At 45.9% G+C, this 24186-nt stretch carries 22 protein-coding genes; 11 read left to right on the forward strand and 11 right to left on the reverse strand.

Features of this window, described 5'->3' with window-relative positions; all coding sequences use genetic code 11:
* The first annotated feature begins 25 nt into the window (after positions 1-25).
* Positions 26-2074: a M56 family metallopeptidase gene (locus tag AC07M6_RS22685; RefSeq protein ID WP_494893454.1), complete on the forward strand. Its 2049-nt coding sequence runs from the start codon at positions 26-28 to the stop codon at positions 2072-2074.
* Between the two features lie 111 nt (positions 2075-2185).
* Positions 2186-4621, forward strand: coding sequence for a TonB-dependent receptor domain-containing protein (locus AC07M6_RS22690; protein ID WP_494893456.1), 2436 nt, complete (start codon positions 2186-2188; stop codon positions 4619-4621).
* Between the two features lie 170 nt (positions 4622-4791).
* On the opposite strand, the gene AC07M6_RS22695 is transcribed toward AC07M6_RS22690, so the two are convergent.
* The gene (locus AC07M6_RS22695; protein WP_494893458.1) at positions 4792-5661 is read right to left on the reverse strand and encodes a pirin family protein; all 870 of its coding nucleotides are present in this window, start codon (positions 5659-5661) and stop codon (positions 4792-4794) included.
* Positions 5662-5958: 297 nt separating this feature from the next.
* On the opposite strand from AC07M6_RS22695, the gene AC07M6_RS22700 reads away from it, so the two are divergent.
* From AC07M6_RS22700 to AC07M6_RS22715, 4 genes are all read left to right on the forward strand, one after another.
* Complete coding sequence (locus AC07M6_RS22700) at positions 5959-6699, forward strand: (Fe-S)-binding protein (protein WP_494893460.1); 741 nt, start codon at positions 5959-5961, stop codon at positions 6697-6699.
* Between the two features lie 70 nt (positions 6700-6769).
* The gene (locus AC07M6_RS22705) at positions 6770-8140 is read left to right on the forward strand and encodes a lactate utilization protein B (RefSeq protein ID WP_494893462.1); all 1371 of its coding nucleotides are present in this window, start codon (positions 6770-6772) and stop codon (positions 8138-8140) included.
* A 38-nt stretch (positions 8141-8178) separates the two neighbouring features.
* A complete protein-coding gene (locus AC07M6_RS22710; protein ID WP_494893464.1) occupies positions 8179-8817 on the forward strand; it encodes a LutC/YkgG family protein in 639 nt (212 codons plus the stop codon).
* Between the two features lie 287 nt (positions 8818-9104).
* Positions 9105-9497: a VOC family protein gene (locus tag AC07M6_RS22715; RefSeq protein WP_494893466.1), complete on the forward strand. Its 393-nt coding sequence runs from the start codon at positions 9105-9107 to the stop codon at positions 9495-9497.
* Positions 9498-9583: 86 nt separating this feature from the next.
* Here AC07M6_RS22715 and AC07M6_RS22720 read toward each other — a convergent pair whose 3' ends face one another.
* The 8 genes from AC07M6_RS22720 to AC07M6_RS22755 form a co-directional block, all read right to left on the reverse strand.
* A complete protein-coding gene (locus AC07M6_RS22720) occupies positions 9584-10333 on the reverse strand; it encodes a tetratricopeptide repeat protein (RefSeq protein WP_494893468.1) in 750 nt (249 codons plus the stop codon).
* Entirely contained in the window at positions 10323-12143 is a 1821-nt protein-coding gene (locus tag AC07M6_RS22725) for a BatD family protein (RefSeq protein WP_494893470.1), read from the reverse strand. The genes AC07M6_RS22720 and AC07M6_RS22725 overlap by 11 nt, the downstream gene beginning before the upstream one ends.
* A gap of 59 nt (positions 12144-12202) precedes the next feature.
* Positions 12203-12943: a tetratricopeptide repeat protein gene (locus AC07M6_RS22730; protein ID WP_494893472.1), complete on the reverse strand. Its 741-nt coding sequence runs from the start codon at positions 12941-12943 to the stop codon at positions 12203-12205.
* Positions 12940-13983, reverse strand: coding sequence for a vWA domain-containing protein (locus AC07M6_RS22735; RefSeq protein WP_494893474.1), 1044 nt, complete (start codon positions 13981-13983; stop codon positions 12940-12942). The genes AC07M6_RS22730 and AC07M6_RS22735 overlap by 4 nt, the downstream gene beginning before the upstream one ends.
* A 3-nt stretch (positions 13984-13986) precedes the next feature.
* Complete coding sequence (locus tag AC07M6_RS22740; protein ID WP_494893476.1) at positions 13987-14994, reverse strand: vWA domain-containing protein; 1008 nt, start codon at positions 14992-14994, stop codon at positions 13987-13989.
* Positions 14978-15955 carry a hypothetical protein gene (locus AC07M6_RS22745; RefSeq protein WP_494893478.1) on the reverse strand — a complete coding sequence of 326 codons (978 nt, stop codon included), beginning with the start codon at positions 15953-15955 and terminating at the stop codon, positions 14978-14980. Before AC07M6_RS22745 ends, AC07M6_RS22740 begins: the two co-directional genes overlap by 17 nt.
* A gap of 2 nt (positions 15956-15957) precedes the next feature.
* Positions 15958-16839: a DUF58 domain-containing protein gene (locus AC07M6_RS22750; RefSeq protein WP_494893479.1), complete on the reverse strand. Its 882-nt coding sequence runs from the start codon at positions 16837-16839 to the stop codon at positions 15958-15960.
* A 104-nt stretch (positions 16840-16943) separates the two neighbouring features.
* Complete coding sequence (locus AC07M6_RS22755; protein WP_494893480.1) at positions 16944-17999, reverse strand: AAA family ATPase; 1056 nt, start codon at positions 17997-17999, stop codon at positions 16944-16946.
* Positions 18000-18254: 255 nt separating this feature from the next.
* Between AC07M6_RS22755 and AC07M6_RS22760 the strand changes: the two genes are divergently transcribed.
* Together AC07M6_RS22760 and AC07M6_RS22765 are read left to right on the forward strand one after the other, a co-directional pair.
* On the forward strand, positions 18255-18704 hold the full coding sequence (locus AC07M6_RS22760; RefSeq protein WP_494893481.1) for a type I restriction enzyme HsdR N-terminal domain-containing protein: 450 nt from the start codon (positions 18255-18257) through the stop codon (positions 18702-18704).
* 97 nt (positions 18705-18801) lie between these two features.
* Positions 18802-19674, forward strand: a complete 873-nt coding sequence (locus AC07M6_RS22765; protein ID WP_494893483.1) for a GLPGLI family protein — start codon at positions 18802-18804, stop codon at positions 19672-19674.
* A 125-nt stretch (positions 19675-19799) separates the two neighbouring features.
* Here AC07M6_RS22765 and AC07M6_RS22770 read toward each other — a convergent pair whose 3' ends face one another.
* On the reverse strand, positions 19800-20453 hold the full coding sequence (locus AC07M6_RS22770) for a PH domain-containing protein (protein WP_494893485.1): 654 nt from the start codon (positions 20451-20453) through the stop codon (positions 19800-19802).
* A gap of 284 nt (positions 20454-20737) precedes the next feature.
* Positions 20738-21718 carry a LuxE/PaaK family acyltransferase gene (locus AC07M6_RS22775; RefSeq protein WP_494893487.1) on the reverse strand — a complete coding sequence of 327 codons (981 nt, stop codon included), beginning with the start codon at positions 21716-21718 and terminating at the stop codon, positions 20738-20740.
* Between the two features lie 170 nt (positions 21719-21888).
* On the opposite strand from AC07M6_RS22775, the gene AC07M6_RS22780 reads away from it, so the two are divergent.
* The 3 genes from AC07M6_RS22780 (at position 21889) to AC07M6_RS22790 (ending at position 24169) form a co-directional block, all read left to right on the forward strand.
* On the forward strand, positions 21889-22560 hold the full coding sequence (locus AC07M6_RS22780) for a lipid-binding SYLF domain-containing protein (RefSeq protein WP_494893489.1): 672 nt from the start codon (positions 21889-21891) through the stop codon (positions 22558-22560).
* A gap of 113 nt (positions 22561-22673) precedes the next feature.
* Complete coding sequence (locus AC07M6_RS22785) at positions 22674-23138, forward strand: DUF2147 domain-containing protein (RefSeq protein ID WP_494893491.1); 465 nt, start codon at positions 22674-22676, stop codon at positions 23136-23138.
* Positions 23139-23509: 371 nt separating this feature from the next.
* On the forward strand, positions 23510-24169 hold the full coding sequence (locus tag AC07M6_RS22790) for a GNAT family N-acetyltransferase (protein ID WP_494893493.1): 660 nt from the start codon (positions 23510-23512) through the stop codon (positions 24167-24169).
* Positions 24170-24186: the final 17 nt, after the last annotated feature.

Genomic DNA, 24186 nt, shown 5'->3' on the forward strand with positions numbered 1-24186 from the left:
TCGTTAACCTAAAAAACTAAAGATCATGTCGTTAAACATCATCGCCTCCATTTTTACCGATCAGCTGATAGCCGCCTTGTGCAATACGCTGGTTTATTCCCTGTTGCAGGGAGTTGTATTAGCCGCTGTAGCGGGATTAGTTATTGTGTTTACCCGTAAGGCCAGCGCGGCAATGCGTTATAATTTGCTGGTAGGGGTACTGGTGTTGTTTGCCATCAGCACGGCTATAACTTTTGTAATGGAGTTTGGCCAGGTGCAAAAAGCCGCGCCGCTACAAACCGTGCATAACGTAATTGGTAAGGTTGATGTGGTAACCATAGTAGATCAAAGTCCACTTCAAACCAATGGTCCGGGTTTTATGGGGTTTGTATCAGGATACCTCCATACCTATCATAATACTATTGTGTTGGTTTGGTTTTTAATTATCTGCGCTAAAGCCATACAATTAGCTACGGGCTTGCAGGGCATTTACCGCCTTAAACGTACCAAAGTTTATAGTGTTAATGCCGAATGGGAGCAATGGGTGCAGCAAATGGTTGATAGGCTGGGTATCAAACAAAAGATAGCTCTGCTGGAATCGGGCATAGCCAAAGTGCCTATGGTGATCGGGCATTTAAAGCCGGTGATCCTAATCCCGATGGGCTTACTGACCGCTTTAACCACCGCCGAGGTAGAAGCCATACTGATGCATGAACTGGCGCATATCCGCCGTCGCGATTATCTGGTTAACCTGCTGCAAAGTTTAGTAGAGATCGTGTTCTTTTTTAACCCGGCCGTGCTGTGGGTGTCACAACTGATAAAAACCGAGCGCGAGCATTGCTGCGATGATATGGCGCTGGCGCAAAATACCAGTAAATCGGGCTATATCCGGGCGCTGGTAAGCTGCCAGGAATACCAGGCTACACCGGCTTACGCTATGGCTTTCCCCGGGCAAAAACATCATTTGGTGGATAGGGTTAAGCGACTGGTAACCAACCGTAACCATAGCTTGGATGTATTTGAAAAAACATTGCTAACGGTTTGTCTGGTGACTGCCGGCTTGCTGACCACGGCATTTTCTAACGCGCCGCAGCTTCATAAGCTGGTAAACGCTACCAAAAAAGCGATTAATCATGCCACAGAAAATATTGCTAAGCCCTTAAGCCCGGTAGCAGATAAAGCGACTTCGGAAGTAAAGCCCAAAACCGAAGTGGCCGAGCCCGACGAAACGGCACCGATAGATACCCCGGCAGATACAATCCCCCGTGCCAAATTAAGGATATATGAACCGGACTTAATAAAAGAAGGAACTAAACTGACATTACCCAATGCCGGCTTTACTACCTATATTTATAAGCAGGATGGCACACTATATCAGTTTAATTTGATAAATAGTGAAGTAAAGTCGGTACAGATCAATGCTGAAACTTTAACTAAAAACGAACTGGCATTACGCAAACCGGAGATTGACCGCATCCTGTCAAAGCTTGATGCGGAGCAAGCAACAACAACGCAAAAACTACAAGCTGATCAGAAGGCGATAACCGCAAAGCAAGTGGCTGCATCTGAGAAGCAAGCGGCGTTGTCTGCGAATATAAACCACGTGGCCGCGAACCTGAGCAATGTGAACACCAATTTGGGGCACCTGAATACGAACCTAAGCGGCTTAAATGTTAATACTAATACCAACGACACGACGACTAATAAAAGGTCGAAGAAAATTGCTCTCTCGCCTTTACAACCTTACTCATCGCCATATCGCAGTACTTACCCTAACAATATCTACAAGCCTGATACCGGCAACTACAATAAAAATAAATACAAGACCAAAGCCGACAAGTATACAGCGGACAGGGAGCAAGCCATTGATGAGATGATAAAAGACGGTTTGATAAAAAGCCGCGATAACCTTTCGTTTAAGCTTAGCACCAAAGAGTTTATTATCAACGATAAGAAACAGCCCGATGATGTTTATCAAAAATACCGGGCCAAATACGTTAAGGTAAGCGGCCACGGCGATTGGACATGGATGTATAATTTCGATACAGAAAAGCATCGCGAAACTAATACGGTAATAGACAACGCTAAAAACTAAATTTTCAGATCAGGCAACCAAAACCATTCACATCAACAAGGTGGACTGGGATTACTATGCTCTGGAAAAACCATATCACAAATTACTAAAATCACAATCTGACCAAACCATATGAAAACAAAACTAACGGTTTTTTTTGCCGCCTGGCTATGTTTTGCCCTGACTTTAGGCTATGCCCAAACGGGTTTAAAAATTAACGGTAAAGTAACAGGTGCCGATGGCAAGCCGCTGGATGGCGCTACCATCTACTTATCGCGCGCTGCCGACTCGGTGCTGGTAAAAACCGCTTTGGCTAACCCCGATGGCATCTATGAACTGGCGGGTTTGAAGGCCGGCAGTTACAAACTATCGGTAAATATGATAGGCTTCGCGACTTATAAAAGCGGTGTGATCCAACTGGATAAGGATCTGGTATTGCCGGTTATCAGCCTGCAGCAAAAGGGTACAGCTTTGAAAGAAGTGGCGGTAACAGCGTCGAGGCCCATGATTGAGCATAAGATAGACCGTACGGTAGTGAATGTGGATGCAGACATCAGTAATGCCGGATCGACAGCTATGGATGTGCTGGAGAAGGCACCGGGCGTAATTGTAGATCAGAACGGCGGCGTGAGCCTGAACGGCAAAAGTGTAAAGATATTTATTGATGACAAGCCCACCTATCTGTCGGGCACTGATTTGGAAAATTACCTGCGGTCGCTTTCGTCATCTACCCTCGATCAACTGGAACTGATGCCCAATCCACCTGCCAAATATGACGCGGCCGGGAATGGCGGGGTAATTAATATCCGTAGTAAACGCAGTAAGCTTGTAGGGTTTAACGGCAGCCTGAATTTAAGCTACTCGCAGGGAAGATACGGGCGCACTAATAACTCGGCTAATTTTAACTATCGTAAAAATAAACTGAACGTAACCGGCAACTTAAGCTATAACACCAACGATAATTTTACCGATTTGAACATTAACCGCATGTTTACCAATTCGGCGGGCAACATTACCTCTATTTTTTTGCAGAATGATTTTATCCGCCGCTGGGCCAAAAGCTATAACTTACGTGTTGGGGCCGACTATTACCTGACTGACAAAACAACCATTGGCATAGGCATTACCGGCCTGCTAAATCCACAGCACAGGCCAACGCTAAATACCAGTAACTTCCTAAACCCGCAATATAAACTGGATAGCACTATCGTGGCCAATAACAGCGACGACGGCGATTTTGATAACGGTGGCATCAATATGAACTACCGCCACGAGTATGCTACCAAAGGGCAGGAACTTACTGTGGATGTGGATTATCTAACCTACTATACCAACAATGTGCAGTCGTTTTTAAATACCAGTCGCCTGCCAAATGGTACGGTTAAAGGCACCGACCTGCTGACTGGTAACCTGCCCGCGCATTTGGATATTTATTCGGCTAAGACTGATTATACCCAACCTTTAAAAAATGGTATTAAACTATCGGCGGGGTTAAAAACCAGTTATACCAATACCGATAATATGGCCGGTTATTTTTATACCCTTGGCAACATTACCAAGCCTGATTATGGTAAAACTAACCACTTTCTGTATCGCGAAAATATTAACGCCGCCTATATTAATGCCAGTAAGGATTATAAAAGGTTTTCGTTTCAGGTTGGTTTAAGGTTAGAGAATACGGTTTCAACCGGGCACCAGTTGGGTAATGCGCAAAAAGCCGATTCATCGTTCAAACGTAATTATACCAGCCTGTTCCCAACGGTTTACCTGCAATATAAGTTGGATAGCGCCGGCCACCATACGCTTACTTTAGACTATGGTCGTCGCATAGACCGTCCCTATTATCAGGACCTTAACCCGTTCCAATCGCCGCTGGATAAGTTTACCTATTACGTAGGTAACCCTTTTCTGAAGCCATCGTACACTAATAATTTTGAACTGAGTTATGCCTATAAAAACATCACCACAACGGCATCCTACAGCAAAACGCTCGACGATGTGAACGAGACAATAGAGATTGTGAATGGTATTTATTATAGCCGCCCCGGCAATTTGGGCAGTACCGAAATTAAAACTATGATGGTTGATGCACCTTTCGATGTGACCAAATGGTTTAACCTGAGCATAAACAGCCGGGTGCAAAACATCCATACCATCAGCGATTTTTACACCGGCCGTTTAAATACTCAAGGTACCTACTTTTTTGGTCGTGCTATGCTGCAATTTAAACCGGGCAAGGACTGGACTTTCCAAACATCGGGCGGTTACCAGAGCAAATTGCAAAGCGCGCAATTTACCGTAGGCCGTAAATACAGGTTTGATGCAGCGGTAGCCAAAAAACTATCACCCGCCGTAAGCGTAAAACTGGCCCTGAACGATTTGTTTTATACCTGGGATAATACCGGCATAATTAATAACCTGGCTAATACACTGGCCAGCTACGGCAGCAAAGGCGACTCGCGCTATGCCCAGCTAACCTTTAGCTATCGCTTTGGTAAAGCCATACAAGGTCAGCGTAAACATGATGCCAACGGGGCCGACAGCGAGCAAAGCCGGGTGAAGAATTGAGCCCCCCGGCCCCCTAAAGGGGGAGTGAGGATGTGACAGATACTTACAGACTTACGAAGTTTTTAAAACTTCGTAAGTCTTATTGAAAATAAAAACACAAAGGTCACAGAAATTAAAAATCTCTGTGACCTCTGTGAAAACCTCCGTGACCTTTGTGGTTAAATTTTAACTTAATCCAACGTACCAAACTTGCCCGATTGAAACTCTTCAAACGCCTCCTGCAACTCGCGGTTGGTGTTCATTACAAAGGGGCCGTACTGGGCAATCGGCTCGTTAATAGGTTCCCCGCTTAGCAACAGCAACACGCTGTTTTCGGTTGCCCGGATGCTGATCTCGTCGCCATCGTTTTTAAATAATACCAGGCTGTGCAAGCCGGCTGTTTCGCCGTTCACTTCAATACTGCCTTCAACCACCAAAATAACCGTGTTATGGCTGGCTGCTACCTTAGTGGATAATTCGCCGCCTGCGTTCAGGTGGATATCAAACATATTTACCGGGGTAAAGGTGGTGGCAGGGCCTTTATTATCGTTAAACGCTCCGGCTATTACGTTCACTAATCCTGCATTATCGGGCAAGGTTACCTTACCCATTTGGTCGGCGGTAATGGCCTGGTAATTGGGCGGGGTTAATTTATCTTTAGCAGGCAGGTTTACCCAAAGCTGCACCATTTCGAACGGTCCGCCGCGCTTGCTGAAATTCTCTTCGTGATATTCTTTGTGTAATACACCCGCGCCGGCGGTCATCCACTGCACATCGCCGGGGTTGATCACGCCGCTGTTGCCGGTACTATCGTGATGGGCCACACTGCCTTTATAGGCAATGGTCACCGTTTCAAAACCTTTATGCGGGTGCACATCTACACCACGGATATGGTCCGACGCGCCGAAATCATACTCGGCGTTAAAATCCATCATCAAAAACGGGCTTACCCTTTGCTGACTGATACCGCCGCCGGGGAAATAGTTAAACACCCTAAATCCATCGCCAACCATACCGGGGCGGGCAGGGCGGCTGTATATATGTTCAATTGATTTTTTCATTTGATTGCTCCTTTATTTAATTGATATACAAATGTACATGGTGCATGAATGAAAATGCTTGATCTACATCAATAACTATTTCCAAGACTTACGAAGTTTTTAAAACTTCGTAAGTCTAATCAAGTTTCAACTAATGACTAATGACTAATGACTAATGACTAATGACTAATGACTAATGACTTTGCCGCAGGCAACAGTACAGGATAGTTAAGCCAACATCATGATATAAATTTGCAAGGATAGATTATCATTTAACCATTAGATACACCTAATTTAGGCGTTTATTAAACTATAACTATGCGTGTTGGGCTATTTATCCCTTGTTATGTCGACCAGTTTTACCCCGGTGCGGCTATTGCTACTTTGCAACTGCTGGAAAAGCTGGGTGTGGATGTAGTATATCCGGCCAACCAAACCTGCTGCGGGCAGCCGATGGCCAATTCGGGCTTTGAACATCTGACCCACGGCTGTAACGAGCTGTTCATTAAAAACTTTGCCGATTTTGATTATATCGTGGCACCATCGGGCAGCTGCGTACTGCACGTGCGCGATCATTTGCACGATGAGCACCAGGAAGATAAGGCTAAAGAGATCCGCGGCAAAGTGTACGAACTGACCAGCTTTTTAACCGATGTATTGAAAGTGACAAGCCTGCCGGCAAAATTTCCGCATAAGGTGGGGATGCACCAGAGCTGTCACGGTCAGCGCGGATTGCATATCAGCAGCATGAGCGAACTGGTTGCACCAAGTTATTCTAAGCCCGGCAGCCTATTGAATATGGTGGAAGGTATTGAAGTGATCCCGTTAAATAGGATTGACGAATGCTGCGGCTTTGGCGGTACCTTTTGCGTAGCCGAAGAAGCCGTATCGGTAAAGATGGGTAAGGATAGGGTAGATGACCACCTGGAGCACGGCGCCGAATACATTACCGGCGTAGATATGAGTTGCCTGATGCATATGGAAGGTATCCTGAAAAGGCAGGGCAGTAAAGTGAAGGTGATGCATATTGCCGAGATATTGAATGGAGTTAGTGATTAGAGGTTGGAGATTAGAGATTAGTAAGATTGATCGGCGGTTGCAAATACCAATGACTAATGACAAATGACCAATGACAGACCAAGGAAAAGACCACGCCGAACTGGCGGACATATTTAATAAAGACGAAGACCGGGTAGACTGGCACGATGAAACCCTTTGGTGGATCCGCGCTAAGCGGGATAAATCGGTGCATCAGCTGCCGGAGTGGGAGGACCTGCGCGAGGCAGCTTCTCAGATCAAACATAATGTTTTATCCGACCTGAGTAATTATCTCGTTCAGTTTGAAGCTAACGCCAAAGCTAACGGCATTACCGTTCACTGGGCGGCCGATGCAGCCGAGCACAACCGCATTGTGCACGGCCTGATCAAAGAGCAGGGCGTTACGCAGATGGTAAAAAGTAAATCGATGCTGACCGAGGAGTGCGGGCTAAACGAATACCTGGCCGAGCATGGGGTAGAGGTGATCGACTCTGACCTGGGCGAGCGGATTGTACAATTAGCCAAGGAACCGCCTAGTCACATTGTACTACCCTGTATCCACAAAAAGAAAGAAGAAATAGGCGACCTGTTCCATACGTATTTAGGTACACCGGCCGGCTTAGCTGATCCGCAAATGCTGACGGAAGCCGCACGGATCCATTTACGCGATACCTTTTTAACCCGCAAGGTTGCACTTACCGGTGTAAATTTTGCCATTGCTGAAACCGGCGAATTTGTAGTGTGCACCAACGAAGGTAATGCCGATATGGGGGCGCACCTGGCCAATGTGCATATTGCCTGTATGGGGATTGAGAAACTGATTCCCGAGCGTAAACATTTGGGGATCTTCCTCCGCCTACTGACCCGCAGCGCTACGGGGCAGCCCATCACTACCTATTCCAGCCATTTTAGCAAACCCCGCGAGGGCCAGCAAATGCATTTGGTTTTGGTAGATAACGGCCGAACCGTACAATTAGGTCGCGAGGATTTCCGTAACTCGCTGAAATGCATCCGTTGCGGGGCCTGTATGAACACCTGCCCGGTTTATCGACGCAGCGGAGGGCACAGCTATCATACCGCTGTTGCCGGGCCGATAGGGTCGATACTGGCGCCAAACCTGGACATGAAGAAGTATGCCGACCTGCCGTTTGCCTCAACACTATGCGGATCATGCAGTAACGTATGCCCGGTGAAGATAGATATCCACGACCAACTATATAAATGGCGGCAGGTGCTGGTGAAAGAAGGCTACGCCCCAACTGTTAAAAAGGTAGGTATGCAGGTAATGACCTGGACGCTCAATTCGCCAACGGTTTACCATGCCGCCGGTAAAATGGGCCGCTGGGTATTAAAGTATGCACCGTTTGCGGTAAATAACGGACTAAACCCCTGGTATAAACAACGTGATATGCCCGAACCACCAAAAGAATCGTTTGGGGAATGGTATAAGAAGAACCGATAACCCCCTAACCCCCTGAAGGGGGAACAGAAGATATAAATATGGAAAAAGATATAAAAGCTCAACCAAACCAGCTCCCCCTTCAGGGGGCGGGGGGGGCTCGTGAGCGTGTTTTAGCCGCAGTTAAGCAGAACCAGCCAGATTTGGTGGCTTTGCCCGATATATCCATGTTAACAGGTGAGCCGGTTAACGCGGTAGAAAAATTTGTTAGTGTACTAACCACCATTGGCGGCAAAGTTTACCAGGTTGCCGGGTACGATGAAATAGCCGCCATCCTGAAAAAAGATTACCTGCCCGAACACCGCGTAATTACTTTAGTGCCGGAGTTAGCCGGTATTACTGCCGAAATATTTAAACCAAGTCCGGCTGCCCACCATTTAGAGAATGTGGAACTGGCGGTGCTTAATGCCCACTTCGGCGTAGCCGAAAATGGCGCCGTATGGATTACCGAAGAACAAATGGGCCACCGCGCGTTGCCTTTTATAGCCCAGCACCTGGCGGTGGTGATTAAATCAGATATCGTCCCAACCATGCATCAGGCTTATACCCGTATCGGTGATACCCGTCAGGGTTTTGGCACTTTCATATCCGGCCCCTCAAAAACAGCGGATATCGAGCAATCGCTGGTCATCGGCGCGCATGGGTCAAGGAGTATGACGGTGTTTATATTGGGACAATAGGCCGATCAAACAAGTTCCCTCCCCTGGGTCGCATGCGCCATAGCTTTAGCGGCGGAGCAAGGGGTGCGATAGCTTGTGTTGTGGCAGGGAGGGGTTTCTTCCGTTGTTTGTGTCCATGCAACAACCGACTTGTTCTGTAATATTGCTCTTCATGTGTGCGATTGCTTCGTACCTCGCAATGACAAATCCAGAAGTATGTCGCAAATCACCCAAAAAATGCTGTATCCGCACCCGTAAAACCAAATCCTTTTCCGGTAGTTTTGTATGTACATTAAAACCAATAAATTATGTTTAAGGACACCAAAGCTTTCAGCGGTTTTTCCGTGGACGATATTGAAAAAGCCGAGAAATTTTACCGCGATACATTAGGGTTGGAAGTAAGCAGCCAGGATATGGGCGTTAAGCTGCTGGCATTACATATTAAGGGCAGCGAGAACAACATCATGATCTATCCTAAGCCTAACCATACGCCGGCTACCTATACTATCCTCAATTTCCCGGTAGATGATGTGGAAAAAGCAGTGGATGAACTGACCGCGAAAGGCGTAAAGTTTGAACACTATGATTACGACCAGCTAAAAACCGATGCCAAAGGCATTGCCCGTGGCAATGGCGGCCCAACCATAGCCTGGTTTACCGATCCGGCAGGGAATATCTTGTCGGTTTTGGGGGATAAGTAGCGAACCCCTCTAAATCTCCCCGAAGGGGAGACTTCAAAAATATAGTTCTAAAGCCCTCTCCTTTGGGGAGGGTTGGGAGGGGTAAATTATATCTCCTTCACATCACCAACGCCAATCCAGCCTTCGCTGCCATTGGCCAGTTTAATTTTAATGCGGTTGCTGTTAGTTTCCAGTACATCAACCTTAGTGCCTTCGTGGATAACAAACAATGTTTTGGCATTATTGGCCGGGGCGCTTTTAACCGTTACGGTACTGGTGAAAATAATAGCCTGACGGTGGCTGTCGAAATAGGCAGTTTGCCGGTTACCCATAAATATGAAAACCAGTCCAAAAACGAACAGCACAATAGCGCTATAAAACGAGACCTTTTTAAAAATTACCGACTGCGTAAACAGGTACGCGATCAATACCGCACTGCTCAATAATATAAATACGATGCTGAGTACCGAAAGTGTACTTAACGAAAACATCAGGATAAAGCCATGCCACCATTTGGTAATGAAAAACTCGGGCGCTTCTTCTATTTTGTCGGTGGTTTTCAGGTTGGCAAAGCGGATATTGAAGTTAATATCCTCATCGCCGGGTTCCAGTCGGCGGGCTTTTTCGTAATACAGTATGGCCGATGGGATATCGTCGGTTTTAAAGCAGGCGTTGCCCATGTTGAAATATAAGGCGGCCGATTGATAACCCTTGTCCAGCAACTTTTGATAGCTTGCACGGGCCTCTTTATACTGCCCTTTGGCATACTGCGCGTCGGCTGCTAAATCTTTGCTTGCGAAAGACAGCAGGGGCGATATCAAAAATATCAACAGGTATGTAATATGCTTATATTTCATCTTCAATATCATTGATCATGTTTTTGGCCTTATCAAACACTTCCTGTTCGGATATACCCGATACCGGCGCAAAACGGGCCATATCGCAAAAATCCAGGGTATCCTGCAACTGTGTGATCAGTGTTTCGCTGACCGATTTTTTCCTTAACGCTTCCGTTATAGTTTCCTTATCCAGGTTAGCGTAAGGAATGTTCAGCTTATAGCTTAAATAACCGTAAATTCCTTTAAACAGCGCTTCGTAATAACCTTTGGCATTTTTGGTAGATAATTCTTTTTTGGCATGGGCTAAGTGTTTAGCGGCAATTTTACTGGCCTTGCGGCTGCGTACCTTAACAATATCGCTGTTATGCCGTTCATGCCATTTGCGGTAGAACAAGGCGGCAATAAACAATACAGGGCCTAACAGCAGCAGCAGGTTATACAACACCGAGCCAAAAAACTCGTTGCCAATTTTGTTTAAAGCTTTTTGCGTGTTTTTAATATAGCGGATGTCCTTATCCAATATCTTAATATCCTGCTTATCGGCTGATGAAAGTGTGCTGACGCTGGCTTCTTTATCGCCTTTAGCTACTGCCACCTTGAATGGTTTAGCAGCCAGGGTTATATAACGCCCGGTAGCCGGGTTAAAATAAGTGAATTTGACAGGATCGATAGTGTAATCACCCTCATGACGGGGAATAATGAGGTAATCGTACAGGCGGCTGCCGGTAACACGGCCTGTTGCTTTATTAATGGTATCCGTTACTTTGGGATCGTATTTTTCAAAATCAAGCGGGAAGTTAGTAGTAAGCGGTTTAAACAGCATAATGTTGCCCGCCCCGGTGATCTTAACTTTATAGTTGAATGATTGGTTAGCCTTCAGCGCTTTTTTATCTATGCTGGCATCCATAGCGAACGAACCCACGGCGCCGCTAAAATCTATTGGTTTACCCGCCTCTGGCAGGGGTTTAACGTGGATGATAACCGGTTGGCTTTTCAGCTTCACCTTTACATCCTTAAACGCGCCGAAAAACTGCTCCATTACATCGCGGGCGGGCATTTGCTGACGTACGATAAAAGTCATAGACAATGGGTCGATGGTCAAATCGCCCGATCGCTCCGGGAATAATATGGTTTGTTTAATATCGGCTACGTTGTACTTTGTGCCATCAAACACTTCGGTGCGCCATTGTGCATTGGCTTGTTTTTGATCGTTTACGTCCTGATTCCAAAAGCCATTTAGTTCGGGAAGCTTGTCCAACTGGTTCTCCAGTATCCCCACGCGGGTATATAAGCGATAGCTTACATTCAGTTGCTCGCCCTGATAAACGCGGCTTTTATCTACAACGGCCCTTATAAATAATGATTTGCCAATATCGGCGGCAGATACCTGCTCAACCTGGTTGCCCTGCACCTGCCTTTGCTGTATGCCGCCCTGCCTGCTTTGTTGCCGGGGCTGCCCTTTAACCACGTGTATGCGGATTGGCCGGGTAGCGGAGATGCGTCCGTTTACATAAATACTGGCCGGACCGATAATAAAATCGCCCTCGCGCTCGGCAGCCAAAACATAGCTATAAGCATTGCTGGTAACGGTGTTGCCATTGAAGGATGTCATACTGGTAGATACGTTTGGCCCCGATAATACCTGGAAACCCCCAAAAGCAGGAGGCAGGAAACGGTCGCCGGTGGTATTCAATGAAAACTCAACCTGGAACTGCTCCCCAACGGCTACCTCTGTTTTACTTACTGCCGCAGTAAAGCTGACACCCTGCGCAAACAACAGGCTTGTCCACAATAGTAAAACCAATAATATGTAGAAACTCTTATTCACTCTTTATTTGCCGATATATATGACTAATCTCTAATCACCAATTAACTAATCACTACCAACTACCAATCCTTAGCTATTTTTACTTTAGCTCCTTTTAGTTTTTTATTCTTCAGCTTATCCTGGGTTGCCTTTTCATTATTGTTCAGGGCGTCCAGCATGCGCTGGGCATCTTCTTTTGATACCTGTGGTTTTTGCTGTTGCTGTTGGTCTTTCTGCTGATCCTGCTTGTCCTTATCCTGTTTGTCTTTGTCCTGCTTGTCTTTATCCTTTTTATCCTGATCCTTCTTGTCCTGGTCTTTTTTGTCTTTATCTTTCTTGTCTTTATCCTTCTTATCCTTGTCTTTATTCTTGTCCTTGTTTTTATCCTGTTGCTGCTTTTTCAGTTTCTCCTGCGCATAGGCCAGGTTATAGCGGGTTTCCTCGTCCTTGGGGTTATTGATCAGCGCTTTTTTATAAGCTTCGATACTTTCCTCCAGTTTTTTGCCTTCCATCAGGGTATTGCCCAGGTTATGATAGGCCGCGGCCGCTACCTTTTTATTTTTGGTTGATGTAGCCAACTGGTTAAACTGCTCGCCCGCCTCAGGGAACTTTTTTTGCTTATACATGGCATCGCCCACGTTAAAGCTGCCCTCTAAATTCTGGGCTTTTTTCTCTAAGGATTTACGGTAGCTTTGCTCGGCTTCGGTATATTTCTTCTGCTGATACAGTTCGTTACCCTTTTTAATATAGCTTTTCTCCTGCTGCGCGTAAAGCCAGCTGCCTTGCAGTAAAAACAGTATGATGATAATTAGCCTTTTCATTTGTTTTTAACTTCAAATAGTTTCAAATTGCTTAAACGCTGACTTTTGCGGTTTGATATAAAAAACTCTGCTACCAACAGTAATAAGGCAAAGCCCAGGAAAAACTGAAAACGGTCTTCATATTCTTTAAAGCTTTTACTGTCTACCGTTTTACGTTGAATTTTGGCTATCTGGTCCATTACCAAACTAAAACCGCTGTTAGCATTAGTAGCCCTAACGTAAGCGCCATTACCGGCGGCGGCAATCTCTTTACACATATCCTCGTTCAGCTTGCTTAATACATCCGTTTTGCCGTCTTCATCTTTGTGGAAGCCCATTTGTTTGCCATCCTGATAATAAGGTATAGGCGCGCCCTGTACCGAACCTACCCCAATCACATGTACCGATACATCTTTATCAGTGGCGTTTTTGGCAGCGGCTACGGCATCATCCTCGTGGTTCTCGCCATCGGTAATAATGATCATGGCCTTGCCTGTGCCGTTTTTAAAATCGAAGGATTTCATCCCCAGGTCAATTGCAGCACCGATGGCCGTTCCCTGTGTAGGCACCATATTGGTGTTGATGGTACTTAAAAACAGTTTAGCGGCCGAGTAATCGGTAGTGACGGGCAGCTGCACATAGGCCTGCCCGGCAAATACGATGAGGCCGATGCGGTCATCGTGCAGGTTATCTATCAGTTGGGCTATGGCGCGCTTGGCATTTTCCAGGCGGCTTGGGGCAAGGTCCTGTGCCAGCATACTGTTAGATACATCCAGCAGGATCATCAGGTCGGCACCTTTGCGTTTCACCTCTTCTACCTTCGATCCAATCTGCGGATCGGCGGCGCCAATGATACACAGCGAATAGGCCACCGCGAACAGGATAAATTTTATCCATGGGCGCGAAAAGGATACGTCGGGCATCATCTGCTTCACCACTTCGCGGTCGCCCAGTTTTTTGATGGCCTTCCGTTTCCACCTGGTAATTTCCAGGAACATGAAGATGAACACCGGTATAGCAACCAATCCCCACAAAATATCTATATGTGCAAAACGTAGCATCTGTTATGTTAAAGCCCCTCTAAACAGGGTGTTTTTTAGTATAAATTCCAGCAGTAAAAAGCCCAGAGCAATCAGCGCGAACGGGAGATACAGCTCGGTTTTTTTATGGTATTGGGTAACGTCTATCTTGGCTTTCTCCAGCTTGTCAATTTTCTCGTAAATGCTTTTCAGCGTGGCGTTATTAGTAGCGCGGAAGTATTTACCGCCGGTGGTAGTAGCAATTTTGTTCAGTGTGCCCTCATCAATATCAACCGGCACATTTTGGTACTGTATGCCCATCGGGGTTTGGAAAGGGTAAGGGGCAAAGCCATGTGTACCGATACCCACCGTATAAACGCGTACACCAAAAGTTTTGGCAATTTCGGCAGCGGTTAGTGGTGGTATAGAACCCATATTGTTTGATCCGTCAGTCAACAGGATAACCACCTTGCTTTTGGCGGTGCTTTCCTTTAAACGGTTTACCGCGGTTGCTAAACCCATACCAATGGCGGTACCATCGTCAATCATCCCGTTATGGATATCGGCATATAGGTTGATCAGCACATCATGATCGATAGTTAAAGGGCACTGCGTAAAGCTTTCCCCGCTGAAGATCACCAGGCCAATACGGTCGTCCGGTCGGTTTTTAATAAAATCGATAGCGATGTTTTTACCGGCCTCTAAACGGTTAGGTTTAAAATCCTCGGCCAGCATACTGCCCGATATATCCGACGCGATAATGATATCGATGCCCTCGGTAGTGCTGTTTTGCCAGCTTAAAGATGATTGCGGGCGGGCTAAGGCGAAGATCAGGGCAATTAATCCCAGCGACCGCAACACCAAACTGCTATGCCTGAACATCGGCAGCAAGGTTTTAGCCGGCAGGGCAAAACCCTTAATGGCAGATACGCTCATATTGCCTTGCAGCTTGCGCTCGCGCCAGATGTAGTAAGCTACCGTAATGGGGATCAGCAACAACAGCCAAAAGAAACCGGGATGTGCAAATTCAATTCCCTTAAATATGCGCATCATTGCCGCCTCCTTCTGTTGGTGTGGGTTGAGTATAAACCAAGCGTGTTTTGCTTACAAAGGCAATGGCGTTATCCATGCTCAGTTCGTTCTCGCTTGGCATAGGTTTCTCTTTAGCAAATTTGACCAAATCAGCCAGTAGTAGTATCTGCCTCAGCAGGTTGCGGCTTTCCTGGTCCATATCTATAAATTTCAGACTGGCAAAGATCTCGTCGCTGGTTTTTTCGTGGGTTTTAATCACGTAGCGTTTCTCCAGGTAATCGCGGATAATGTCGGTCAGCTCGCTATGGTAAGCTTTAACATCCTGCTGGTATAGTTTTTTGCCGCGCAGTTCCTGCAGCCGGTTAAGGATTTGGGTATGGAATGGCACATCAGGCTTAACTTCCGCAATCACCACTTCTTTTTTAGGGCGGGTTTTCAGATACCAGATGATACCAAATACAATCAGAATAACGGCCAGCGGTATCACCACCCATACCCAATGATCGCGCAGCCAATCCCAAAACGTGTACGATACCGCTAAGGGTTGTTTAATATCAAAAATGGCCTTGGTAGTATCTACTTTTACGGTTTGGACAACCAGGTGGGCCTCATTGCTTTTTAAAACACCCGCGGTTGATCCAAAATCAAATGCCGGGATGGTATAAGTGCCCGCGTCAAAACTGGTAATGGTATAAGCCCGGTGAACGGTAATGTTTTGACGGTCGGTTTTATCAAAAACAGTATCAATTTTGCCTGCCGATACTACCTGTACTTTTGATACGATGGTATCGGTGATCTGCGGGAAATTTACCTTAGCGCCGGCCGGCTGGTGAATATTAAAATTCAATTTGGTTTGCTCGCCAATTTTAATGGTGCCCTGCTCTACACTGGCAACTACTTGTATATTTTGCGCGCTTGCCTTATAAGCCAGGCAACTGATGATCAAACCTAAAATCAGGAATTTAAAATACTGTTGCTTCATCTTTATCTTCTGCCTTCCCGTTTTTTAAATAAGGTCATTAATGGTTTTACGTACGACTCGTGTGTACCGATAGAGGTAGTATCCACGCCCGAGCGACTAAACACATCCTTCAAATTGGCGTTGCGCCTCAAAGCATCGGCTTTATAAGCATTGCGCACCTGTTTATCGCCGGTGTTTACCCATGTCAGCTGACCGGTTTCTTCGTCCTTCAAGGGGATCAGGCCCAGGTCGGGAAACTCTTCGTCGTGGATATCAAACAGTCTCAGGGCAATAATATCGTGCTTTTTGTTGGCTATCTTCAGTTCATTTTCAAACGCCGGACTCATAAAATCGGAGATGACAAAGGCCGTGCATTTCTTTTTAATAGCGCCTGTGAAAAATTTAAGCGCCTGGCCCACATCTGTACCCTTATTCTCGGGGGTAAAGGCAATCAGTTCGCGGATGATCATCAGGATATGGCTGCGGCCCTTTTTTGGCGGGATAAACTTTTCAATCTTATCGCTAAAGAAGATCACACCCACCTTATCATTATTCTGTATGGCCGAAAATGCCAGTACAGCGCAAAGCTCGGTAGCCAGGTCAAGCTTATGCTGGTTAATGGTACCAAAGTTTCCCGATCCGCTTACATCCATCAACAGCATAAACGTGAGCTCGCGTTCCTCTTCAAACACCTTTACGTAAGGATGGTTAAAGCGGGCGGTCACGTTCCAGTCGATGGTGCGGATCTCGTCGCCAATCTGGTATTCGCGCACCTCGCTAAAGGCCATACCACGCCCCTTAAAGGCCGAGTGGTACTCGCCGCTGAACAAATGATTGCTCAACCCGCGTGTCTTTATCTCGATCTTCCTTACTTTTTTCAGCAGGTCCTTGGTATCCTTAGCCATTTAAGCCCCTCTAAATCTCCCCTAAAGGGGAGACTTCCTATTTAAATATACTCCTTTGTTACTATAGTTCTGCTCCTCCCCTTCAGGGGAGGTTGGGTGGGGCTTTACGGTACTTCTACCGCGTTTAATATCCCGGTGATCACGTCCTCGCTGGTCATGTTCTCAGCTTCGGCTTCGTAGCTTAGGCCAATACGGTGGCGTAATACATCGTGACAAATGGCCCTCACATCTTCCGGAATTACATAACCACGGCGTTTAATAAAGGCGTAAGCCTTGGCAGCCAGCGCCAAATTGATACTGGCACGCGGCGATGCACCGTAAGTGATCAGGTTTTTGTAATCGGCCAGTTTATATTGCTCGGGGTAACGGGTAGCAAAAACGATATCAACAATGTATTGCTCTATTTTTTCGTCCATGTAAACCTCGCGCACCACTTTGCGGGCCTTCAGGATATCCTCGGGCTTAATAATAGCGGCGGGTTTTGGCATGCCTGTAGGCGATATATTAGAGCGGATAATGCGTTTCTCGTCTTCTTTGTTAGGATAACCTATTACCACTTTCAGCATAAACCTGTCCACCTGTGCTTCGGGCAGGGTGTAGGTGCCTTCCTGTTCAATAGGGTTTTGGGTAGCCAGCACCAAAAATGGCGTAGGCAGTGGGAAGGTATTATCGCCAATGGTAATCTGGCGTTCCTGCATGGCTTCCAGCAGCGCGGCTTGCACTTTGGCAGGTGCACGGTTAATCTCATCGGCCAATATGAAGTTGCTGAACAGCGGGCCTTTACGCACCACAAATTCTTCTTTCTTTTGATTATAGATCATGGTGCCCAGCAAATCGGCAGGCAACAAGTCGGGGGTGAACTGGATACGGCTAAAATCGGCCTGGATACATTTTGATAGCGTGTTGATAGCCAGTGTTTTTGCCAGTCCGGGTACACCTTCCAGCAAAATGTGGCCATCGGCTAATAAACCGATCAGCAAGCGGTCAACCATATATTTCTGACCGACGATCACTTTATCCATCTCCATACGCAGCAGTTCAATAAAGGCACTCTCGCGCTCTATCATCTCGTTCAGCGCCCTGATATCAGTTGAATACGACGTGCTGCCGGTTACCGCTGCGGGCTGTTGTTGCCCTGTATTGCTGTTAAAATCTTCCATTAAATCTTTTTAAATTTTTCGGTAGGCAAACTTAATCACCCCATCAATTTTTTGCCAATAGCATTAAGGCGCTAAAGTGTTAAAATTTGTTAAATTTTAAGGTGTGAATGGGAAATAAATGTGTGTGTATCACTTATAACAGCGTCGCGATGATTTATAAGCACACAGAGATCATAAAGGAAGAAGGTATTCTGGTACAGAGGTTAGGATGTCATTAAAATGGTGGGTAAGGTTTTTTTCCTAATTTTATCCCCAATGGACTTGCTGCAACCGCTGAACTTACCGCCATATCCCTTTAAAATAACCGAGCACAACGGCGAGTATACCCTGTTTGATGAGCTGCGGAAAAAAAACATCATTATAACCCCCGAAGAATGGGTGCGGCAGCATTTTGTACAGTACCTGATCAGGGATAAGGCTTATCCTAAATCTCTGATTGGTTTAGAAGGCGGACTAAAACTGCATGGTATGGCCCGCCGCACTGATATTTTGGTACGTAACAATAAAGGCGAAAAGGTGCTGCTGGTAGAATGCAAAGCGCCATCGGTGAAAATTACCCAGGGCGTGTTTGACCAGGTGGCACGCTATAATATGGTACACCAAGTGCCCCTCCTGGCCGTAACCAATGGCTTACAGCATTACTACTGCCGTATTGATTTTGTAAACGAGCGGTATGATTTTTTAGAGGAATTGCCTTCTTATTAACCCTACATGCGATGAATAAAAGGGAGTAAAATTATTCTACGAAAAATTCGTAGAATAAAAAGCAATTCTTATTTTTGTTTGATCAAACACCTGCTTTATGAAATTCTTATTAACTATTATTATCTCTATCGCCTGTTTCAGTGCATTTGCCCAAAAACCGGATGTAGCCATTGGCAAAGCCGTTTATGATTTTACCCACATCAGGGATACTGCTCATCGTGATAAACCTTATACCGAAAGATTGATATTGCTGGTGGGCCGCAACGCCAGTGTTTATAAAAGCCTGGACAAGCAACTGGCCCAGGATCAATTAGTTGCTGATGTAATGAACCAGGTAAAAAACGCGTCGAACCCTAACTCGCTGACGCTAACGCTACAAGGCGGTCCGCCCACACAGGGCGAAGAGTATTATCAATACGCTAAAGATAAAAAACTGTATACCGAAGAAACTTTAGTTAATTATTACCTGGTAGAAGAGCCCTTGCCGGTGATTAACTGGTCGATTAAAAAAGATACCATGAGTTTTGGCGCCCTGCACTGCCAAATGGCTACCGCGCGCTTTAAGGGGCGCGATTATACCGCCTGGTTTTGCCCCGATCTGCCTTTTCAAAACGGCCCCTGGAAACTGAATGGCTTACCCGGATTGATCCTGGAAGCCAGCGACAGTAAGAAGGAAGTGGTGTTTAAATTCAGCGGTTTCGAGAATATCACGAGTAACAACCCAACCATAGCCCCACCGGCCGATGATATTAAAACTAACCCAAAGAATATTGCTAATTTAAAGGAAGCCCGCAAAAAAGACCCATCTGGGTTTATGAAAGCGTCGCACGGATCAGGCCAGGCCAAACGGGGCAGCAATGGTATGGATATGATTGATCCCAGCCGGATAACGTCTATTAACGTAAAAGGGTACACGGGGCCTATCGGTAAGGTAATTAATAACCCGATAGAGTTGCCGGAGGGGAAGTAAACACTCAAAATTGTCATGCCGAACTTGTTTCGGCATCCCATCATTAGGTCAGACTTGTATATAGTTGACTTTGCAAGTGGGGTGCCGAAACAAGTTCGGCATGACTTTATGTATTTTCTTATCTCTTAAAAATCGCTCAGCAACTCCAGCTTCTTCTGGTTGTATTCCTCTTGCGATATCAGCCCGTTATCAAACAGCGTTTTTAGTTTCTTCAATTTTTCGGTCAGCACATCTGGCTTTGCTTCAACAACAGGCGGCGGCGGGGTAACAACCGGCTCGGGTTGGGGAGCGGGTGTTGCGGTAACCGGCTGAAAAGCAACCTGCTGGGCACGATCGATATTAACCGACCCTGATTCGGCGCGTTTTTCTTCCAGATCGCGCAGGCGGCGTGCTTCGCGTTCGGCTTCTTTGCGTTCCTGGGCGTATTGATATAGTTTACGGGCCTGTACTTTGGGCAGGTAATCTACCCCCATTTCGGCGCCGTTGGTTGTTTTAGCGCTGAAGATGGCGCCTATAATTTCCTCTTTGGTGTATACATCAACAATATCCTTCCATACAAAATCAACAAATTTGATGGACAGGCCCAAATTGGCCGGGGTAAAAAACAAGATGCGCTTGTTGGTTAGCGCAATGCAATCGGGCAGGATATTTACCAATGGTTTTTTTTGCGTGGCGATGTATAAGATCTCTTCGCCGGTGGTTAACAGGTCAACCAAACGGGTGTATACTTTTTCAACGGCTTTAACGTCCTGGTCGTCGTTTAAAAACTTGTCTATCATGTTTTCTATCTGATGATGATTTGCGCAAAAATAATAATATTATGTGTAGGATTAAGGTTTTTTAACCACAGTGTAGATTTAACCACAAAGGGCACAAAGAGTTTGCACAAAGGGCACAAAGCCTTTATGTCTTATCATTAAGTTAAAAAAAGATTTCTGATTAATTGGGTGAGATTTAAGCACAAAGGCTTTGTGCTTAAATAATCGAGCAAAAAAAATCTTAGTGACCTTTGTGCTAATAAACTTGCAATTTCTTTGTGAACTTTGTGGTTAAATTCTCCAAATCACCCCACGAGCAAATTACACCCTCGCACGTCCGAGTGATCAAACCGCCCCAATACTTCAAATGATCCATCCGCAGCCACCCGCCCCAAATCCTGCGTAGCTATAAAACAACAGGAGTTGATATTGGCCAAATCTATCACGTTAATGCCACCGGTGCGGTTGATGCCGGTTAAGCTCAATGGGTCGTTGGTATCCCGGGTAATCACTCGCATCCATGGCGGGCAAGCAAAAACACCTTCGCCTTTGGAATAGGCTTGCGATAACAGTTCGGTCATACCGTACTCCGAGTGGATCATCTCCACACCAAAGCCTTTACATAAGTCCTGATGCAGTTCCTCGCGGATCATCTCTTTGCGGCGGCCCTTCATACCGCCGGTTTCCATCACAATCAGTTCAGGAAAGTTGATAAGATACTGTTCTATAAAATCGAGCAGGGCAAAGGTGACGCCGATGAGCAGCGTAGGCTTGTTGATTTGTTGCTGGCGTTTCAGTTGCTCAAATAGTTCGGCATGGTTATACAGGTAAAAGCCGCTATCCGGGTTATTGGATTGCGCGATCAGATCCTGCGCCATATAGATCAGTGATGAGCCCTCGCGCTCCAGGTAGGAGGGTAGCAGGGCCAGCACACAGTAATCGGTAATATCACCATAAAACAATTGAAACGCCCTGCGGAAACTTTCCCGGTACCAGGTAACATCGGTAACGTAATGGCTGCTGGTGATCATCCCTGTAGTGCCCGAACTGGTAAATGTTACCTCAACCGGGGCGGCGCTGCTCAATACCCGGTGCGATTTAAAAAAGGAGATAGGCAGGAACGGGATTTTCGCGATGCTATCCACACCCGACAGGTCAACCCGCAAACCTTCAATAAAGCGCCGGTACACATCGCAATGCTGCGCCTGGTGGCGGAAAGCCTGCAAGGCAGCATCGGCAAACTGCTGTTCGGTGCTAATGGAGAATACTTGTTGCGGGGTAAGCATGAGGCAAAGATAATAAACCCCCCAACCCCCTAAAGGGGGAGCGGGAAAAATTGCATATCTGTGAAATCAATCCTTGAATCGGTGAAATCCCAAATCAATAATCGGTAGAATCACAAACAAAAAATAAACTAAATAGGTGCAATCAGCGTTTACCAATAAATCTATATACCATGAAAACGATAAAATTATTGATCATGCCGATGCTGTTAACCTGTTTTATCGTGTTGACTTCGGCAACTGACGCGGGCAAGGAGACCGAGCGGATTCAAAAATCGGCCGATGTACTGCGCGATTTCAGTAAGATGAAAGAAAACATCCCTAACCAATTGATCCAACAGGCACAGGGATTGATCATTATTCCGCATATGATCAACGCCGGACTGGCCATTGGCGGCAAGCGCGGTAAAGGCGTGGCCATAGTAAAAATGGCCGACGGCAAATGGAGTAACCCGGTATTTGTAACCTTTACCGGTGGCAGCCTGGGTTTGCAGATAGGGGTACAATCGGTAGACCTGGTGCTGGTTTTTAAACATAAAGATGTATTGACTAAAATGCAAACCGGCAATTTCACCATTGGTGGCGATGTATCGGTAGCTGCCGGCCCGGTTGGGCGTAACAGCACCGCCAGTACTGATTATAAGCTGGAGGCCGAAGTATATTCCTACTCGCGCAGCAAAGGTTTGTTTGCCGGCTTAAGTGTAAACGGATCCAATATCTCGGTTGATAAAAGCGCTAATGCCAATTTTTATGGGGCAAAAAGCAGTTCACAAGCTATATTTGCCGATGTTAGCAGCAGTTCGGCCGAGGTTGGCGAATTAAAGGCTGCTATAGCGGCATTATAATAAACTTCAACAGCCCTCTCCTTTGGGGAGGGCTTATAATTTATAACAAAGTCTCTCGCTTTTGGGTGAGATTTAGAAAGGGCTTCTGTATCTTAGTATTACCATTATTAAAAATGATTATAAAATTTCTTCCCCGGTTACTCCTACTGATCTTATTAACAGCTTTTATAACTGGCGTAAAAGCACAAACCATGTCGGCTACTGATATGATCTGCGGAAAATGGATGTCGTCAGAAAATAACCTGAAAGTTGAGGTTTATAAAGAAAACAGGGAGTATAAAGCCAAAATTATCTGGTTTAAAAACGAAGATGAAAGCAAGCGAATGGACGAATGGACCGATAAGCATAACCCCGATAAAACCCTGCGCGACCGCAAAATATTAGGCATGAATGTAGTGAAGGACCTGGTATATGTACCCAAAAGCAACACGTGGGAACATGGAAGCATTTATGACGCCAAAAGTGGCAAATACTGGGATGCATCGGCCCGCCTGGCCAAGGATGGCACACTGAAGGTAACCGGCTATTGGAATTTCAAGTTTATTGGCCGCACCATGACCTTTAAAAAGGTAAGTTGATTGCCCTGTTAGTCAACGTATTGACATAATAGTTAAGCCCCGTATTTATAATCTGATTTTTTACTTGCATAAGTTAAAATTAATGTGGTTTTTTGCAGCAAAATTCAATAACACTAATACGTTATAAAAAATGAAAAAACAAAGCATTAACAAGCCTGCTCCCAAAGCAATATTTGCATGGGTTAACGCTGCTGTGCTTTCTGATTTTTTTCTGTTCCTCCCGTCCCGACGAAGGCCGTTCATCCCCCGGGTTTGAGAACTGTAATCACAGTGCCATCAAACATTAAAAGGTTTAAACCTTTTTCAACAAAACCATTCAACTAATAAGTGCCGGAAGGCCGGATTATTTAACGGTAGTTTTCTATTTAATAATGACCATACAAGATTTTGATATACAGGTAGCCTCGGCGCAGCACGTTGATTACGCGGCGCAAATATGTGACGAGATGGCCGAATCGGCAAAGGCGCGCGGTACAGGTATCGCGCAGCGTTCGCCCGAATATGTTGCTAATAAAATGCTGGAAGGCAAAGCGGTTATCGCTTTGCACCGGAACGGCACCTGGGCAGGTTTTTGCTATATCGAAACCTGGAGCCACGGCGATTTTGTGGCTAATTCAGGTTTAATTGTTAACCCCGAGTTTCGGAAGGTAGGCTTAGCTAAGGCCATCAAGGAAAAGATCTTTGAACTTTCTCGTCAAAAATACCCCGACGCTAAAATATTTGGTTTAACAACCGGTCTGGCCGTGATGAAGATCAATTCGGACTTGGGTTACGAACCCGTAACTTACAGCGAACTGACCCAGGACGAAGCCTTTTGGCAAGGCTGCAAAAGCTGTGTAAACTACGATATCCTGACTGCCAAAGGCCGCAAAAACTGCATGTGCACCGCTATGCTGTTCGACCCGGAAGAAAAGAAAAAGCAAAGCGAGGATAAGATGAAGAAGATCACTCATAAAGCTACTTTGCTGGAAAGAATTGAGAATGCGCTGAAGCGTTCTACAAAACTAATGTTAGCCCACAATAAGTTTTAGCTAAAAGCAGAAAGACT

The sequence above is a fragment of the Mucilaginibacter sp. GW821-FHT07H05 genome, from assembly GCF_059418485.1.

What these genes read in the sequence shown, in the direction of transcription:
- AC07M6_RS22685 (WP_494893454.1), top strand. Translation starts at nt 26, where the DNA reads ATGTCGTTAAACATCATCGCCTCCATTTTTACCGATCAGCTGATAGCC.
- AC07M6_RS22690 (WP_494893456.1), top strand. Translation starts at nt 2,186, where the DNA reads ATGAAAACAAAACTAACGGTTTTTTTTGCCGCCTGGCTATGTTTTGCC.
- AC07M6_RS22695 (WP_494893458.1), bottom strand. Translation starts at nt 5,661, where the DNA reads ATGAAAAAATCAATTGAACATATATACAGCCGCCCTGCCCGCCCCGGT.
- AC07M6_RS22700 (WP_494893460.1), top strand. Translation starts at nt 5,959, where the DNA reads ATGCGTGTTGGGCTATTTATCCCTTGTTATGTCGACCAGTTTTACCCC.
- AC07M6_RS22705 (WP_494893462.1), top strand. Translation starts at nt 6,770, where the DNA reads ATGACAGACCAAGGAAAAGACCACGCCGAACTGGCGGACATATTTAAT.
- AC07M6_RS22710 (WP_494893464.1), top strand. Translation starts at nt 8,179, where the DNA reads ATGGAAAAAGATATAAAAGCTCAACCAAACCAGCTCCCCCTTCAGGGG.
- AC07M6_RS22715 (WP_494893466.1), top strand. Translation starts at nt 9,105, where the DNA reads ATGTTTAAGGACACCAAAGCTTTCAGCGGTTTTTCCGTGGACGATATT.
- AC07M6_RS22720 (WP_494893468.1), bottom strand. Translation starts at nt 10,333, where the DNA reads ATGAAATATAAGCATATTACATACCTGTTGATATTTTTGATATCGCCC.
- AC07M6_RS22730 (WP_494893472.1), bottom strand. Translation starts at nt 12,943, where the DNA reads ATGAAAAGGCTAATTATCATCATACTGTTTTTACTGCAAGGCAGCTGG.
- AC07M6_RS22735 (WP_494893474.1), bottom strand. Translation starts at nt 13,983, where the DNA reads ATGCTACGTTTTGCACATATAGATATTTTGTGGGGATTGGTTGCTATA.
- AC07M6_RS22740 (WP_494893476.1), bottom strand. Translation starts at nt 14,994, where the DNA reads ATGATGCGCATATTTAAGGGAATTGAATTTGCACATCCCGGTTTCTTT.
- AC07M6_RS22745 (WP_494893478.1), bottom strand. Translation starts at nt 15,955, where the DNA reads ATGAAGCAACAGTATTTTAAATTCCTGATTTTAGGTTTGATCATCAGT.
- AC07M6_RS22750 (WP_494893479.1), bottom strand. Translation starts at nt 16,839, where the DNA reads ATGGCTAAGGATACCAAGGACCTGCTGAAAAAAGTAAGGAAGATCGAG.
- AC07M6_RS22755 (WP_494893480.1), bottom strand. Translation starts at nt 17,999, where the DNA reads ATGGAAGATTTTAACAGCAATACAGGGCAACAACAGCCCGCAGCGGTA.
- AC07M6_RS22760 (WP_494893481.1), top strand. Translation starts at nt 18,255, where the DNA reads ATGGACTTGCTGCAACCGCTGAACTTACCGCCATATCCCTTTAAAATA.
- AC07M6_RS22765 (WP_494893483.1), top strand. Translation starts at nt 18,802, where the DNA reads ATGAAATTCTTATTAACTATTATTATCTCTATCGCCTGTTTCAGTGCA.
- AC07M6_RS22770 (WP_494893485.1), bottom strand. Translation starts at nt 20,453, where the DNA reads ATGATAGACAAGTTTTTAAACGACGACCAGGACGTTAAAGCCGTTGAA.
- AC07M6_RS22775 (WP_494893487.1), bottom strand. Translation starts at nt 21,718, where the DNA reads ATGCTTACCCCGCAACAAGTATTCTCCATTAGCACCGAACAGCAGTTT.
- AC07M6_RS22780 (WP_494893489.1), top strand. Translation starts at nt 21,889, where the DNA reads ATGAAAACGATAAAATTATTGATCATGCCGATGCTGTTAACCTGTTTT.
- AC07M6_RS22785 (WP_494893491.1), top strand. Translation starts at nt 22,674, where the DNA reads ATGATTATAAAATTTCTTCCCCGGTTACTCCTACTGATCTTATTAACA.
- AC07M6_RS22790 (WP_494893493.1), top strand. Translation starts at nt 23,510, where the DNA reads ATGACCATACAAGATTTTGATATACAGGTAGCCTCGGCGCAGCACGTT.